A 17,413-nucleotide genomic window follows, 5' to 3' on the forward strand; every position below is an offset into this window, starting at 1 on the left:
TAGGAGAGCATTGCTGAAAATCAGAAATGCTCAATTTTCATGCTGTATCTAAACATTGCTATGAGCCAGGGATAAATTTATGCTTCAAATGACTGATAGTTTCTCTGATTTAAAAGTGAATATTGATTCTATTTCTGATTTTTCTTGGAGCGATGTAAAAGAAGTTGCCGATTGTGCTTTGTTCAAGACTACGGGGAAATATCTTAGCGATATTGAAGTTAAAGTACTTCAAGCTTCCTGGATGCAGAAAACTTATGATGAAATGGCAATTAGTTATGGTTACAGCGCTGAATATTTAAATAAGGATGTAGGTAATAAATTATGGCATAAACTTAGTAAAGCTGTGGAAGAAAAAGTTACTAAGAAGAATTTTAAAGCCGCATTAAAAAGAATATGGGAGAAACAAGATAATTTTATTACAACTGAAGTTAGAGAAGAATTATTTGTCACATCAAAAATTAAGCAGATACCTTTTCCAGAGAGTTCTGTAGCACCGGATTCTAATTTTTATATTGAAAGAAATAATTTAGAAAATCTCTGTGACGAGACAATCATTAAACCCGGTTCTTTAATTCGCATCAAAGCACCAAAGTTAATGGGTAAGACTTCTTTAACAAATAGAATTATCGCTAACGCGAAGAATCAAAATTATCAAACCGTTTATTTAGATTTAAGTAGCGTCGAGCGGAGAATTTTAACAGATTTAGATAAATTCCTGCGCTGGCTTTGCTGTATGGTTGGCAGACAATTAAAATTAGAAAATCAATTAAATGATTATTGGGATTCTGATATTTTAGGCAGTAATGATAACTGTACCGTATATTTTGAAGAATATTTACTGGCAGAGATAGACTCTCCTATAGTATTGGCTTTAGATAATATAGATAAAATTTTTGCTTATACAGAAGTTATTGAAGATTTTTTTGGAATGCTGCGGAGTTGGCACGAAAAAGCGAAAATATCGGAGATTTGGCAGCAATTACGTTTAGTATTAGCGCATTCTACAGAAGTTTATGTTCCTTTAGATATTAATCAATCGCCGTTTAATGCTGGAGTACCTGTAGAATTAGTTGAATTTAATCAACAGCAAGTAGAAAAACTAGTTGCAATACACGGTTTAAATTGGAATGAAATTCAGATACAGGAATTAATAAAATTAGTAGGAGGTCATCCTTTTTTATTAAGATTAGCAATGTACCAGGTGTCTGCAAAAAATTTAAATTTAGAAAAGTTATTGCAAGAAGCTTCGATGGAAGCGGGAATTTATAGCAATCATTTACGAGGATATTTAGAGATTTTACAAAAATCTCCAGAATTGGCTGAGGCTTTTAAAATTGTTGTTAATTCATCCGAACCAGTCGAATTGAATTCAATCGGGATTTATAAATTGCACAGTATGGGTTTAGTCGAAAAATTAGATAATTGTGTCAAACCTAGCTGTAATTTATATCGAGATTATTTTCAACGAGTTTTGGTGTAAGATTTTTTTGATTAGTTTATTTGTCTCCGAAATTTATCGAAACGTAACAGTGTTACGTCTTTTAAGGTTTATGTAAAAACTATAGGAATCCGGTTTTATTTTTGAATAAATTGAGTATTTGTAGGGTGCGTTATGGCTTTAGCCTAACGCACCTAAACCTAGATATTATGATGCGTTGCGCTACGCGACAACACACCCTACATATTTTTCAATAATCAAATAGTAATCCTATAACTTAAAAAACTAGTGCAATCAACTATTAAGTTTCTACATTCAATAAATTGTAATGTTCAGAAATATTTGCCGTTCCTAATTTAAGAGCAATATCATTTTTTTAAATAAGTATAAAAAACCCACCCAGTAAATGGGTGGGTATGTCAATCAAAATAGGATATGAGAATTCTCTAGTTGTGGTTAATTATTCTGCAAAATACCTTCAATGGTTTTAGTCAATTCCCCTGGTTTCCCACTACTTTGATTGGTAAGAACACTAATTACGGTTTTATCGCTGCGATTTATCCGCCAGTAAGACTTAGCGCCCCTTTGAGATCCACTATGAGACAATTTATTATTAGTAGAATAAGTATTCAGTGATTTTTCTGAGACAAAAGAACCATCCAAAACCTTCATTCCCAAACGAGTCAAATCTGTTACAGATGATTCCAATCCACCACCGGGATATTTCCAACTGAGGTTATCGCGGTTTGCAGGTACGCTCTTACCGTTTGAAAGACTGTAGATTTTAGCTCTTTCGGGATTCGATTGATTGCGAAATTCTGGTTTAAGAGTTGGTATATTAAGTCTTTGATTGATTTCACGTTTAATCAATCCCGAAAATGATTTATTTGTAGCACCTTCTAAAGCTGCTCCTAAAACTGTATAACCATGAGTGGTGTAACATCTCTTAGAATCGGGTGAAAACATTAATGGATTGTCTTGGAATAAAGTGCTTGCTTGGGTAGCAGTAGAATATTGCGTATTACTCGAATCTTTCCAAGCTGAATTATTAGGAACTTCACAATTTTTGCGTTTGCTACCTCGATAGTGTCGAATACCCGAACGGTGACGCATCAATTGCTCAACTGTATGGGTGTGATGGTTGGGTAAACTAGGGACATAGAAGCGAGTGGGTTTATCAAGGGAAATTTGATTTAAATCCAGCAAACGCATGGTTAACAATGCTGTTACTAATTTGCTAACCGATGCATGTCTGGAAACAGTATCAGCACTATAAACTTTGTTGTTTTGAATATCCGCAAAACCAAATCCACGGGAATAAATTATTTTGCCATTTCGAGCAATTGCAACGCTGATTCCAGCTAATTTATTTTCGTTTTTGTATCGCTTAATTGCACTATCAACGGCTGTTTTCCCCGACCAACTCAGACGACTGCCATTCTGTCTCCAAACTCCAGCGTAGCGGGTACCTTGAGCGGTTGGGTATGCTTCAAAATCGACTAGTCGATATCCTTCGTCTTTGTAAGTTTTCCACCAGTTACCAAACCAATTAGCACTCATATCCCGACGAGCAGCCCAACCTCTACCATTGGTATTTTTCACCCAAATTGCAGCATATTTTTGTGTTGAACCTTGCTTGTAGGATTCAATATCTAAAACTCGATAACCCTTTTGTTTAAATTCTTTAAACTTGGAAGCATAGGTTGATTTAGACATATCTCGATATTCTGCCCAACCTAAACCAGCTGTATTTTTGACCCAAATCGCGGAATATTTTGTTTTACCACCACTAGGGTATGCTTCCACATCAACTATGCGATACCCTTGGTTCTTGTAGTTTTTGAAGCGCTTAGAAAATTCGGCACTATCTACGTTACGGTAGGATACCCAACCTAGCTTTTCCTTGTTCTCTTCCCATACACCAGCATAACGACGCTGGGAGCCAATTTTATAGGCTTCTTGGTCAATGAGTCGATAACCTTTATTGCGGTAATCTTTCCATCGCTGAGAAAATTGTTCGTGAGTAAGATTACGTAAGCTAGCCCAACCTCGTCTGTCGGTATTCTTTTGATATATGGCAGAATAACGAGTTTGACCGTTAATTTTATCTACTTCAATATCTATAACGCGATAGCCTTGGGATTTTTTCTTCTGGAAATACTTACCAAATGCATCGCTACTCAAACCGCGAATTGATGCCCAATTAACATCATTAGGGTCTGAGATAGTTCCTGCAAATACTGGGTTAGAAGCAATGGTCGATAAAGCAAGTCCAATTGTAATTGAAGTTACCAAAGTAGTTAATTTCATATTAATTCAGATAATTTAGCCTTCAGTTATCTATACTTTTGAGAGCGAAGATTTATGCAGCGATTTTATAAAAGCTAATCGATGACTACTTCCTTCCTGCTACAAAATTGTCTATAGAAGCTCATAATATTGAAGCTTTCGTCTTAACTCAGTAGTTTTTTAACAGGATGGAAGTAGCTTGAAAGTTACCGAAATATTTAGTCTCTAGGTGCGGGGATTGGATTATTCTCGGGGCAATCCACAGGATCTACTACACCCAATTCACAATGATTTACCTTGAACTTTTCAGGTATTTCGTGAGGGAATTTTTGTTGATTTGAAGGTGTAGTCTTCTGAATTGGTTGTCTTATTCCTGGAGATTTCACTTTATTTGGAATGCAGCCAAGTTGAGGATTAGGAGCGGGAACCCAACCATCTGGACAACCTGGTTTTTGAGGAGGAGTTGCTGCAAAAGCCGCGCTTGCAATTGATAATCCAGCTAAAGCATTAACAACTATTAAAGATGCGGATACTTTTTGTTTTAACATGATAATTTGACCTGAAATTTAATTGAATATTTGATGAAAAGCGATTTGGTTTGCGCTTCATGTATACATAATGAATTCAGTTTATCTAAATACCAATAGGGCAAAATCAGGTGTTATCAACTATCAATAAATTCCCACGGTAAAAGTATTTAGGGGAAAAATAGGGAAAAGTCAGGTATTGATTTGAAAGTAAAATAATTCTTGGTATAAATAGTATAGTTAGAAAGACAGTGTTAGCCATAAAACTATGACTGAATCACCATCTCAATACGAATATCAGGTTGGTGGAAGTCTATCTGCTGATGCTTCTAGCTATGTCAGTCGTCAAGCTGATGCGGAATTTTATCAAGCTTTAAAAGCTGGTGAATTTTGTTATGTACTCAATTCCCGACAGATGGGAAAATCTAGCTTAAGAGTACAAACAATGCAAAAGTTGCTTCTTCAAGGTTTTGTTTGTGCTTTTATTGATTTAACCGGAATTGGTAAGGAAGATGTCACCGCTGAGAAATGGTACGCAGGGATTGTTCAATCTTTAGTTAGTAGCACTCAATTAAGTAAAAAGATTAAATGGCGAAGTTGGTGGAAGGAAAGACGCGATCTACTCTCACCAGTGCAGCGGTTAAATTTATTTATTGATGAAATCTTATTGGTAGAAATTCCGCAGAAAATTGTAATTTTTGTAGATGAAATTGATAGAGTATTGAGTCAAGATTTTTCTCTTGATGATTTTTTTGCTTTAATTCGCTTTTTCTACAATAAACGTGTTGATAATCCAGAATATAAACGTTTGACTTTTGCTCTTCTGGGAGTTGCGACACCAAGCGATTTAATTGCTGATAAAAATCAAACTCCTTTTAATATCGGTAAAGCTATTGAATTATACGGATTTAAAGTTGATGAAGCTGAACCTTTAGCTCAAGGTTTAAATGGAAAAGTTAATAATCCTCAAGCTGCAATCAAAGAAATCTTAAATTGGACTGGTGGACAACCTTTTTTATCGCAAAAGTTATGTCAGTTGATTATTAAGGGCGAAAACATCAATGAAAATAATATTCCCGCAAGTAAATTAGTTGAAGTTCTAGTCCAAAATTCAATTATTAAAAATTGGGAAGCACAAGACGAACCAGAACATTTAAAGACGATTCGAGATAGAATTCTACGTAACGAACAAAAAGCTGGAAGATTATTAGTAATTTATCAAGAGATTTTGCAGCAAGGCGAAGTGATTGCAGATGGAAGTCTGGAACAAACTGATTTACGTTTATCTGGTTTGGTAGTTCAAGAGCAAGGTAAATTACGAGTATACAATCAGATTTATCAACAGGTTTTCAATAAAAATTGGGTTGAAAAGCAATTAGAAAAATTACGTCCCTATTCTCAAATTTTTAATAATTGGGTTAATTCTAACTACCAAGATGAATCTCGACTTCTACGAGGAAAAGCATTACAAGATGCTCTCTGCTGGGCTAATAATCAAAATTTGAGTTCCTTAGATTACCGTTTTTTATCTGCTAGCCAAGATTTAGAAAAACAAACAATAAAATTAGATTTACAAATTAAACAAGAAGAAAGTCAAATATTAGCTCAAGCTAACGATACTTTAAGTAAAGCACAGCAGAAAGCCAAAAAAATTGTCGCCGTTGGTGGAGTAATTTTACTCATCTCCGTAACAAGCGCAATTGTAGTTTGGTTACAGATTAGAAAAGCAACAGAAGATTTATCAGTTGCAAGATTAGACTTACTCGCTTCTAAAGCCAAAATAACTTATGAATCTAGCCCCTTTAAAGCACTATTAGAAGCTTTGAAAGCGGGAGAAAATTTACGTGTCTTAGAAGCAAATTATCCCGTTCCCCAAAAAGTGCGATCGCAAGTTATTTCGGCTTTAGAAAAAGCGGTTTATAACGTTCGAGAATTGCGGAGTTTTCAAGGTCATAATAGTGCAATTTTAGCAGTTAGTTTTAATCCCGATGGTAAAATCATTGCTTCTGCTAGTTTTGATAAAACCATCAAATTATGGCAAGTATCAAACGGAAAACTATTAAGAACTTTAAAGGGACATCGAGAACGACTTTGGAGTTTGCGTTTCAGCCCAGATGGTAAAACTCTTGCTTCTAGCAGTTTCGATAGTACTGTCAAGTTATGGAATGTGGCTGATGGAACTTTAAAAAAAACTATTTTCGGTCACAAGAAAACTCCGGTTAGAAGCGTTGATTTTAGTCCGGATGGCAAAATTTTAGCTTCTTCCGATTCTCGTGGTTGGATAAAGTTATGGAACCCTGAGGATGGAACTTTAATTAAGTCTATCCCCGCTCACAGAACCAAAAAAGGTCGTAGCAGGTGGGTTACTGCAATTAAATTTAATCATGATGGAAAAATTATAGCTTCCACTAGTAATGATAAAACCGTTAAATTATGGAAAGTTGAAAACGGTAGTTTATTAAAAAGTTTAACAGGTCATAGAGGTACTGTCAGAAGCGTTGATTTTCATCCCGAGAATCTCATTCTTGCTTCTGCTGGTGAGGACGGTACGATAAAGTTATGGGATATTAAAACTGGAGAAGAAATACAAACCCTACGCAGTCATCGCAACCCCGTATGGACTGTCCAATTTACACATGATGGTAAACAATTGGTTAGTGCTAGTTCCGATAGCACAATCAAATTGTGGAATTTACAAGATGTAAAAAACACTAATACAAAACCCCAAACTTTAAAAGGACATCATGGTAGAGTTTGGAGCGTAAATATTAGTCCCGACGGAAAAACAATTGCTTCCGGAGGTTGGGATAAAATCATTAGATTGTGGTCTTTAGAAAAGCAATATCCGAAAACTTTTAATGTATCGCAAGAACTTTTAAGAAGCGTTAGCATGAGTCCTAATGGTAATACTTTTGCAACAGCAGGTAACGATAGGACTATTAAACTTTGGGATTTGAAAAAAGAAGCTTTAATTAAAAGTCTCAAAGGTCATAAAAGAGGTATTGGCAGCGTTAGATTTAGTTCCGATGGCAAATATTTAGCAACAGCTAGCAGCGATAGAACAGTTAAAGTATGGAACACCGAAAATGGTTCTATTAAATTTGATTTGAAAGACCCCAAGCATTCATTTGGTAGCGTTAGATTTAGCCCCAATAATCAACTTTTAGCTGCTGGTGGTGGTTCCGGTAAAAAAATCAAAATATGGAATTTAGCTAACGGTAGCTTATATAAAATCATCAAAGACGACTCCGAAAATCCCTGTATCATTGGCAGTATAAACTTTAGTTCTGATAGCAAACAATTAGTATCGGGTTGTAGAACTCAAAAAGCTCAGTTATGGGATGTAAATACAGGTAATGCTTTATTTCCTTTAAAAGGTCATAGTGGTGGAGTGATGAGTGTTGACTTCAGCCCAGATGGGAAATTATTAGCGTCAGGTGGAAATGACAGCAATGTTAAACTATGGAATCGTCAAAATGGTAGTTTAATTGCAAACATTGAAGCTCACGATAGCGATGTTAGAAGAGTAAAATTTAGTCCCGACGGTAAAACTTTAGCATCCGCTAGCAGCGATAATATTATTAAAATTTGGAGTATTCCCGATGGTACTTTACTCAATACTTTAGAAGGACATCGCAATACAATTATTAGTCTTAGTTTTAGTCGCGATAGTAAAAGTCTTATTTCTGCTAGTTACGATAACACCGTTAAAGTGTGGAAATTAGATTTAGAACAAAAAGACTTAATGAAAATGGGTTGCGATTGGTTGCGAGATTATTTAGCAACCAATCAAGAAGAAAAGGAATTGCGGAAGATATGTAAAAGAAATTGGTAATTGGTAATTGGTAATTTCTTGTTCCCAGGTTCTACCTGGGAATGCAGTTTTCGAGGCTCTGCCTCGCGCAAGAATGAAGGCAGAGCCTTAAGCAATGGGTTCCCAGTCTCTGACTGGGAACCAGTTACTTGTGCAACGGTAAAGTAAAGTTTCCTTAAAACCTTTAACCTTTGACCTTTAACCTTCACAAAACCCCCTTAGAACTAGGAATGGTACTCGCACGTCTGGGGTCAATTTCTGTAGCCATTCGCATTGCTCTAGCAAACGCTTTAAATGTCGCTTCAATAATGTGATGGGAATTGATTCCGTCAAGCTGACGAATATGTAATGTCATTTGACTGTTATTAGCAACCGCTACAAAAAATTCCCTTACTAATTGAGTGTCGTAAGTTCCTACTCTTTGTGTGGGAATTTCTAAACCGTAAGTTAAATGAGGTCTTCCTGAAAAATCCAAAGCTATTTGCACCAAAGCTTCATCAAGAGGAGCAATAAAGTGACCGAAGCGGACAATTCCTTTACGATTACCAAGTGCTTTAGCTAAAGCTTGTCCCAATGTAATTCCTACATCTTCATTGGTGTGATGGTCGTCAATTTCTATATCACCCGTAGCTCGGACATCTAAGTCAATTAATCCGTGGGAAGAAATTTGATGCAGCATGTGGTCTAAAAACGGAATCCCGGTTTGAGCATTGCAGTTACCAGTACCATCTAAATTTAGAGTAACTTGCACGTCCGTTTCCCCGGTAGTACGGCTAACGGTAGCAATGCGAGGACTAAAACCACTGTTGTAATTTGCACTGTTTTGATTTGAAGAGACTTCGGGATGTTCGATTGAGCGCATGATAGCCGTACTTATAAAAAGACTTTGATTATATTATCCCAATGCTTGGGGAATTTTGGATTTTAGATTTTAACAACGGATGAGTTTATGCAAGGATTTCGGATTGAGTAGTACCAAGTAGTCAACCAAGTCAACAAAGCAGTGGTATTTTTTTCACTACTCCCTAATCGGAAATCTAATACAAAAAATAACCATGCCATTTCTACTTTCGACATCAACAGTTGCTTCTAGCATTTCTGCAAGTTTCTTAACCAGTGCTAACCCCAAACCCGTACCTCCATATTTCCAAGGATCGCTATTTGGGATGCGATAAAACTGATTGAAAATTAATTCTTGTTGTTCTACAGGAATTTCTACACCCGTATTAATCACACGCAGAGAAATATTTGATGTGTCTGCTTCAGTTTGAATTGTAATTTTTTCACCTGATGGAGTGTATTTATAAGCATTGTGCAGCAGTTCTTTAATAATCCTTTCTAACATTATTGGATCTGTAGAAATTTGTAATTCTTCTTCTGCTAAATCTAGAATTAATTGCTGCTGTTGGTCTTTAGTTCGTGCTAAATATAACTGTACCAGATCGGGAATCCACAGATGAAGATTGATTGATTGTAGCTTTACGTTGTTAGATGTTGCATCTACGTAACAAAGAGTCAGTAAATCGTCAATTAGTTGTTTTTGTCGCTTATATGAATCGTGAAAAATTTTGATAACTCGCTTGAAGGTGGAAGACTTATGGGGATTTGTGTCGGTAGCTAACAAAGCGTCCATTGTTTCAGCAGCTAAATGAATGCTGCTTAGAGGAGCTTTTAATTCGTGAGTAATAGTTTTGAGAAAATCATCTTTAAGCTGATTTAGTCTGGCTAATTCTGCGACTTGATGATTAGAAGCTTCATATAGTCGAGCTTGACGAATTGCGATCGCGCATTGAGAAGCTACCTGCTGCATCAACTCGATTTCTAAATCCGTAAATACTTCTGTGGGTGGTTTGAGTGCCCAAACATTACCAATAATGCCGCGCTCGTCGAAAATTGGACAAGCTAAACGAGTGACTTGAATCTGCTGAGGACTAAATTGAGGAATTTTTTCTACTAATTGAACGGGAATTTTTTCTAATAGTTGTTGGTAAAGTTCGGAAAAATCTTTTATATTTCTACTTGTACCTTGCGATTGGGGTAGAGTAATGCTGTGTTCGTAAGCAATGGTTGCTGTTACCTGTTGTGAATCGTAAAGCTCGATTTGACAGCTACCGAGTTCTAGAACTTCAGCTAACTCCTGGGTAGCGGTTTGTAATATTTGGCTTTCATTAAGACTGTCACGCAACTTATCGGTTATACGTCGTTGCAAAGCTTGAAAATCTAACCTTTGTTTTAGCTCTTGATTTTGCTTGGCTAAGGTAGAGCGCATTCTTTGCAAATTTAGATGAGTTTGAATGCGTACTAAAACTTCTTCCTGCTCGCTGGGTTTGGTAATATAATCTACCCCTCCCAACTTGAATCCCTGCACTTTATTGACAGTTTCTGAAAGTGCAGTCAAAAAAATCACAGGAATTTCTTTTGTGTATGGTTTCTCTTTCAACCTCCGACAGGTTTCAAAACCGTCGATTTCTGGCATCAATACATCTAACAAAATTAAATCTGGAGCTTTAGATTGAGCGATTTGTAACGCGCTCTCCCCATCTTCAGCTAACAAGACTTTAAACCCTTTTTCTTCTAAAAAAGAAAACAATACCAGTAAGTTCTCTGGGGTATCATCTACGATTAAAATTACTTCTGAATTTTTCTCTTGCGGATTTACTTCTACTGTTGCTCGGTTGTCTTGAAACTTAGCTACAAAATTATCACCCTTCCGGTAAAACTTTTCTTGTTCGCCATGAAAGTTTTGCTCTTCAGAACTTTCTCCCAATGAACTTGCTATTAACTTGGCTAAAGTTTTAGTTGATTTGGACAACAGCTGTTGATGATGACGCATAAGTTTTAGAGCAAAATCAGAATTGATTATCTTCTTGTTAAATGTTTGTATTTCTTAATATTCAATAATATTATAATACTTTTGCTCTATAGGGATATTGCTATAAACCCTTAAAGGCAGACATAAATCTAAAATAATGCTTAATTATCATATTTAATGATTTGCTAGTTGCTCTATCGTCTTGATTAAAGCAGCATAATCGTTGATTGGTTTCGCAAAGAACTCGTTTGCTTTAGAATCAGCCAGAAGCGATTCGCGCTCACTTGCCATTGCATAAGCTGTCAAAATAATTATGGGAACGCTAGATGTTTCTTTATTATCTTTTAATAAACGAGATAAGTCAGCACCACTTATTTGTTCTCCCTGCCAAGATGGCAATATCAAGAATACTATCGACAATTCGGTGCAGATTTTCTGCCGAAAGATGAGCAGTTTCGATATACTCTAATAATTCTTGTTCGTTTTCGTAAAAGCCTTCTTTGAGTAGTTTCAAATAGTTAAGAATTGAAGCAAGGGGAGTTCGTAATTCATGACTGGATGAGGATAAAAACGTAGACTTTAGACTGCTGGCTCTTTCTGCTTCTTTACGAGCATTTTCAAGTTCGTGGTTTTGCATTTCTACTAGCAAGCGCTGCTTTCGTTCCTGACGGTAAAATTTATAAATCTTTACTCGATCAATTTTGAGAAAAGCTCGAACTTCTGTTACTGCTGCATCTAATATTTCTCGCAATTCCAGGGATTGTCTGATTTTGCGAGTAATTCGATTGAGTAGTTCGATTTGATTCAAAATGCAGCTATTAACGCTTCTTTGATTACTTGTTTAATTCAATATTATCAAGGATGCTCGGCAGCTAGAACATAGTTTGTGTTGTCGCGGTTGCCATTTATTCCAAGGCGGTGCTGCAATCAAAATTCTATCCTAAGATAGATGAAGCTTTGTATCTGTAGCTAGATATTGCTAACAATCAACGCACAAGAGTTTAAATAAACTTATTATCTTAATAATATCTTAAGATTCTCGATTATTATATTTCTATTACTCTAGGTTGCAAAAATGGATTTAGACATAAAAATCATCCGTATGGTATGGGCTTTTGTAGAGACATTAAATCCCAGCAGTCTTTTGAAGCTTTCAGATATTGAATTAATCCAAAAATTGATTAATGAGATAGAAAGAGCATCTTTTCTGAGTCCAGAAGACAGTCAAAATCTCTCTAAATATATTGGCTCAAGAACGCCATTAATTAGAGACTTGGTTGATACACAACTTTAATCAGAATTTGAATCAAGATTTAAGTAAAATTATTCACTCTGTTTAAGATATTGTTTAAGCAATTCTTTGAGTTTTCTTAACTGACAAGTTTCGGCTAAATGTCGTGTTTGTTGGATAAAAGACATCAATTTGGGTCGATTTTGTTGCCATCCTTCTATTTGAGATAACGCCTCTCGGATATCCCCTTCCATTATCAATTCCAACAGTTGGTTTAATTCTGCTGCTGTGGGAATAACTATCGATTCCGAATCGCTTTTAATTTGGGAAGTTTTAGAAGTTTTAGAAGTTTTAGATAACTGGGTAAAACTATCTTGAGTTGTCCATTTAAGTTTGAGATGTTGTTGTAAAAGTTTTAATAATTGTTGAAAATTTAAAGGTTTTGCTAGAAAATAATTTGCTCCTGCTTGATAACATTCGGATTCATCGGTAGGCAAGGTACTAGCAGAAACAATAATAATCGGTAAATCTTGCCAACCTAATTCTTGTCTCAAAATTCGGGTTACTTCCAAACCATCTATTTTAGGCATTATCAAATCCAAAATAATTAAATCTGGCTGATATTTTTCAGTTTTAGCTATTGCTTGTGTTCCCGAACTCGCTTCAATAATTTCAAAACCCAGAGGTGTTAGAAAATTGGCTAAAATCTCTCGGTTGTTATCTAAATCATCTACAATTAAAATCTTACGCTTTGCTCCTTGATAGCCGGTAATCTTCGGGTTATTATTTTCAACTGGTAAGAAATCTATAGAAGATTCTGGTGATGAAAAATCTATGTCGAACCAAAATTCACTTCCTTTGCCAAAAGTGCTAGTAACATAAATTTTGCTACCCATTTGCTCGACAATACTTTCGCTGATACTCAAACCTAGTCCCGTACCTTCTTGGGAAGATTGATGAGAATCCAATTGTTGGAAGGGTAAAAAGATTTCTTCTAGCTTATCTTGGGGAATACCTATTCCTGTATCTGCGACGTGAAAACGAATTTTATCGGCGTTATCTGGCTCGATATTATCTTGTTCTTTATTGCAATTCCAGCCTTCTTCCTTCGTTTGAATAAAATCTCGAACATAGCCGATGCTAAAAGTAACTTTTCCTGAAGGGGTAAATTTTACCGCATTACTCAAAAGATTGAGCAGGAGTTGACGCAAACGAGTTTCATCTCCCCGTACTATTAAAGGTAAATCGGAAAGAATCAGATGCTCGAATTCAATTCCTTTTTGCTGGCAACGAATCCGAATCATCGCTTCTAGATTATCTAAAAACGAGGACAAAATAAAATCTGTTAATTCTAAATTAAGTTTTCCGGCTTCAATTTTGGCAACATAGAGAATATCATTAATTAAGGTAAGTAAATGTTGCCCCGAACGTTGAATAACCTCAATTTCTCGCTGCTGTTTTGCACTCAAACCTGTTTCATTTTGAAGAATTTGAGCAAATCCCAAAATTGCATTTAAAGGAGTTCGCAATTCGTGGCTAGTATGAGCAATAAAAGCACTTTTAGCTCTATTTGCAGCTTCAGCAGTTTCTTTGGCTTGTTGTAATTGTAATGATTGGTTTTGAATTTGGGTAAATAAATCAATCTGTGCAATGGAAATACCTAACTGAATACCTGTTTGAGTTAATAAGCGAATCTCACCTTCTTTCCACTCACGGGAATTTTCGTTTTGATATGCAGCGAGCAATCCCCAAAGTTTATCGCTTTGAAAAACAGGAACAATACAAAAAGATTTTACTTGTAACTGTTGATAAATTTCGCGGTGACAATCGCTAAAATCAGCTTCATCAATATCGCTAATAGCCAAATTATGATGGTTCTTATACCTACCCCCAGAGGTTTCTTGCAGATAGGTATCATTCCAAGTATTTTGTAATTGATTACCTATAAAGGGAGTCAAACCTTCTACTAATGATTCAGCAACAAACTCCCCACTCCAATCCGAGTTAAACTGATAAACAACAACGCGATCGCACTTTAAAGTTTCTCGTATTTTTTTTGTTGTAACTTGAAATATTTCTTCTAAATTTAGAGTTTCGCGAATTTTTTTGACAATATTGAGAATAGTTCTTTCCCTTGCTGCACCTTCTCTTAATTCCGCTTCAGTTTCTTTTTGTTCGCTGATATCAGTAGAAATCCCGCAAATGGCATAAACTTCGCCATGACTATTAATTAGAGGTGCTTTAGTAGAAATATAGGTGCGTAGTTTACCGTCAACAGTATGAGCTTGTTCTTCAAATCTTAAAACTGACTTTTTAGCTAATACTTGTCTATCGTTTTCGAGGAGTACATCAGCAATCTGTTCGGGAAAAATATCGCTATCGGTTTTTTCTAAAATATCTTTTTCTGTTAAATTGAATGAATCTAAATATTGTCTGTTAACCAGCAGATAACGTCCTTCTATATCTTTCAAAAAAATTATTGAAGCAGTGGTGGATAAAATTGCTCTCAATCTCGCTTCCGATTTTTGTAAAGCTTGGGTGCGCTCTTCTACTCTTTCTTCTAATTCTTGATTAAGTTGACGCAATTGCAATTGAGAAGCTTTAAGTTCTTGATTTACTAAATAAATTTGTTGCTGAATTGTTTTAACTTCGTCAATATCAATAAAAGAAATTACTACCCCATCTAATTTCCCATCTTCGAGCCGATAAGGATTAATTCTCATTAATAAATGGAAGTCTTCTTCTACTAATTTGACTTCTTTATCTAAACCTCTTTGACTTTCAATTACTGCTTTGAGTAATTCAATTAAATTAATACAGTTGAGGTTATGGGTAATATGTTTTAAAGGACGATTTATATCTGCTTCAACTAAGTTAATTGCGACAGTAGCTGCGGGGGTAAATTTACGAATTTTTAAATCTCGGTCTAAAAATACGACTCCAATATCCGTACTCCGCAGCAAATTATCAATATCGTTATTTAATTCGGTTAACTCACCGATTTTTGATTGATATTCAGCATTAACCGTATATAATTCTTCATTTACCGAATGTAGTTCTTCGTTGGTGCTTTGTAACTCCTCATTAGAAGCTGTCAATTCTTCATTTGTAGCCTGTTGTTCTTCATTAGTAGTTTCTAATTCTTCAATGACTGCTTGCAGATTCTCGCGAGTTTGCTGTAGCTCGTACTCCAGTTCCATAATTCTTTGGGAAGCTTCAGCATCAGCTTCAAATTTTTCCCCCGCAGGCTGATGGGGGACTTCATCTTCCTGAATTACAATTGCAAAGAAATCCGAAGCTAATTTATTGCTTTCGTGATAGGTAACTTCCAGCTTGAGAGTAGATTCCCGATTTTCTAATTCTACTTTTATACCGGTGTAAGAAACTGAAGAATGGTCTTGCTTAGCGCGATGAAGTGCAGTAATTAAAGGTAGCTGCAAATCGGCAACAATCATTTTAGTAATATCAGTTGTCGTTCTGCCAAAAGGTACTTTTAAAATATTAATGTCATCATTAAAGCTATGAAATAGTTTATATTCTCTATCTGCTAAAAAGCAGGTAGCCTTGTATTTAGCTAGAAAAGCACTAAACGCTTTATCCAGCATTGGTTCGAGATGACTTTCTGATTGGCTTCTTGATGGTGTGAAAGGAAATATTTGATGGGCAGTTTTTTCGATAGTCTTTACAGGAATATTCAGTCTGACATCTCGCCGTTTTTGATAAATTTTATTTTTTGTATCGATATGTTGAAATTCTGGTTCGATATAACCTAAATTTTCTGCTTCTCCTAAGAATAGAAATCCTTTGGATGCCAAAGAAAAATGTAAGTTGCGTAATACTTGTTGTTGCAAATCCGATTGCAAATAAATCAGCACATTACGACAGCTAATTAAATCCATGCGGGTAAAACCAGCATCTTTAGTCAAGTCGTGGGGTGCAAATAATAGTTTTTCTCTGAGTTTGCGAACCACCTGTAAGCAATTATCTTTCCGTAGAAAATAGCGTTCTAATCGTTCGGGATTAATATTTTTATTAATCGTTAGGGGATAAATACCTTGAGTTGCTTTTTCTAATGCTGCTTTATCAATATCGGTAGCAAATATTTTAAATCTAATTGGTTTATCGGATTTTGTTACCGCTTCATCGAATAATATTGCTAAAGAATAAGCTTCCTCTCCAGTCGCACAAGCAGTTACCCAACAGCGTAACTCTTCATGAGGATTAGCTTTATCAACTAATTGAGGAATTACCGACATTTCCAACACATCCCAAGCAGCTGGATCGCGAAAAAACTGAGTGACGCTAATCAGCAAATCCTGACGTAAAATTGCTCTTTCTTGGGAAGATATTTGTAACAGACGAATAAACTCATCCAGATTATTGCAGCCACTAATTAAGTAGCGACGGTGGATGCGTCGGGATAGAGTTGTGGTTTTGTAATGGGAAAAATCGGTTTGCTCGTATTGTGCCAAAATACTGGCAATACGTTCTAAATGATGGGGCTTGAATAGCTCTAATTGATTATTGTTACTACCTTCAGAAGGTAAATTCGGCGATTGTACCAACTGACTAATAACCTCAGCTAATTCCTGTGGTGATAAAATTCTATCCACTACCCCCGTAGCAATGGCAGTTCTAGGCATCCCATCAAATTCAGCCGTAGTAGGTTCTTGCACCATCGCAAACCCCCCAGCTTCATTAATTGCCCTTAAACCGTTAGTTCCATCGCTTCCAGTCCCCGATAAAATTACACCAATCGCTCTTTCCACATAGTTTTTAGCCAAAGATTCTAAAAAGATATCTATGGGAAAATTTAGCCCGTGACGGCTGCGCTCTTCCTGCTCTAATAAATGTAACTTTCGATTTTCTAAAACTAAGTTTTTACCGGGAGGAATCAAATACACCGAATTCGGTTGCAGTTTCATTGCTTCCGTTACCCGATATATTTCCATTCGGGTACGCCGCTCTAGCAACTCCTTCATCAAGCTTTTGAAATCTGGTGAAAGGTGTTGAATCACCACAAAAGCAGCCCCGCTATCAGTTGGCATATGCTCGAAGAATTCTTCTAGAGCGCGGAGTCCCCCTGCGGATGCACCAATACCAACCACAAAAAAAATTTGCTCTTGTTCGGAGATAGATGAGTTTACACCAGATTCGTTTTCTGACATAAATAAATGATTAAATAATCCAGGGAAGTAGCGGCTATCGCTATATAGTATTACCCCTTTGGTTTCATCTCACTATCTGTTGACTTATCTTAGTATTTAGAATTCATAGCGTATTAGCCCACCTCAACGGCGGG

10 protein-coding genes are annotated in these 17,413 nt (G+C 36.1%); 3 read left to right on the forward strand and 7 right to left on the reverse strand.

Going from position 1 to position 17,413, the window contains the following annotated elements:
- Positions 1–79 precede the first annotated feature (79 nt).
- The gene (locus RIV7116_RS12020; RefSeq protein WP_015118569.1) at positions 80–1,480 is read left to right on the forward strand and encodes an AAA-like domain-containing protein; all 1,401 of its coding nucleotides are present in this window, start codon (positions 80–82) and stop codon (positions 1,478–1,480) included.
- A 414-nt stretch (positions 1,481–1,894) separates the two neighbouring features.
- Here the strand turns inward: RIV7116_RS12020 and RIV7116_RS12025 are convergent, their stop codons facing one another.
- Both RIV7116_RS12025 and RIV7116_RS12030 read right to left on the reverse strand, forming a co-directional pair.
- Entirely contained in the window at positions 1,895–3,748 is a 1,854-nt protein-coding gene (locus RIV7116_RS12025) for a serine hydrolase (protein WP_015118570.1), read from the reverse strand.
- Positions 3,749–3,945: 197 nt separating this feature from the next.
- On the reverse strand, positions 3,946–4,275 hold the full coding sequence (locus RIV7116_RS12030; RefSeq protein ID WP_015118571.1) for a hypothetical protein: 330 nt from the start codon (positions 4,273–4,275) through the stop codon (positions 3,946–3,948).
- A 247-nt stretch (positions 4,276–4,522) separates the two neighbouring features.
- On the opposite strand from RIV7116_RS12030, the gene RIV7116_RS12035 reads away from it, so the two are divergent.
- Positions 4,523–8,089, forward strand: a complete 3,567-nt coding sequence (locus RIV7116_RS12035) for an AAA-like domain-containing protein (protein WP_015118572.1) — start codon at positions 4,523–4,525, stop codon at positions 8,087–8,089.
- A 184-nt stretch (positions 8,090–8,273) separates the two neighbouring features.
- Here RIV7116_RS12035 and hisB read toward each other — a convergent pair whose 3' ends face one another.
- From hisB to RIV7116_RS36940, 4 genes are all read right to left on the reverse strand, one after another.
- Entirely contained in the window at positions 8,274–8,930 is a 657-nt protein-coding gene (gene hisB, locus RIV7116_RS12040; protein ID WP_015118573.1) for an imidazoleglycerol-phosphate dehydratase HisB, read from the reverse strand.
- Between the two features lie 156 nt (positions 8,931–9,086).
- Positions 9,087–10,901, reverse strand: coding sequence for a response regulator (locus RIV7116_RS12045; protein ID WP_015118574.1), 1,815 nt, complete (start codon positions 10,899–10,901; stop codon positions 9,087–9,089).
- A 153-nt stretch (positions 10,902–11,054) separates the two neighbouring features.
- A complete protein-coding gene (locus tag RIV7116_RS12050) occupies positions 11,055–11,279 on the reverse strand; it encodes a response regulator (protein WP_052330808.1) in 225 nt (74 codons plus the stop codon).
- Complete coding sequence (locus tag RIV7116_RS36940; RefSeq protein WP_044290898.1) at positions 11,242–11,688, reverse strand: GAF domain-containing protein; 447 nt, start codon at positions 11,686–11,688, stop codon at positions 11,242–11,244. Before RIV7116_RS36940 ends, RIV7116_RS12050 begins: the two co-directional genes overlap by 38 nt.
- Positions 11,689–11,955: 267 nt before the next feature.
- Here RIV7116_RS36940 and RIV7116_RS12060 point away from each other — a divergent pair, with 267 nt between their 5' ends.
- The gene (locus RIV7116_RS12060; RefSeq protein WP_015118575.1) at positions 11,956–12,174 is read left to right on the forward strand and encodes a hypothetical protein; all 219 of its coding nucleotides are present in this window, start codon (positions 11,956–11,958) and stop codon (positions 12,172–12,174) included.
- Positions 12,175–12,203: 29 nt separating this feature from the next.
- On the opposite strand, the gene RIV7116_RS12065 is transcribed toward RIV7116_RS12060, so the two are convergent.
- On the reverse strand, positions 12,204–17,279 hold the full coding sequence (locus RIV7116_RS12065; protein ID WP_015118576.1) for a chemotaxis protein CheB: 5,076 nt from the start codon (positions 17,277–17,279) through the stop codon (positions 12,204–12,206).
- Positions 17,280–17,413: the final 134 nt, after the last annotated feature.

This window comes from Rivularia sp. PCC 7116 (assembly GCF_000316665.1).
Lineage (GTDB): Bacteria > Cyanobacteriota > Cyanobacteriia > Cyanobacteriales > Nostocaceae > Rivularia.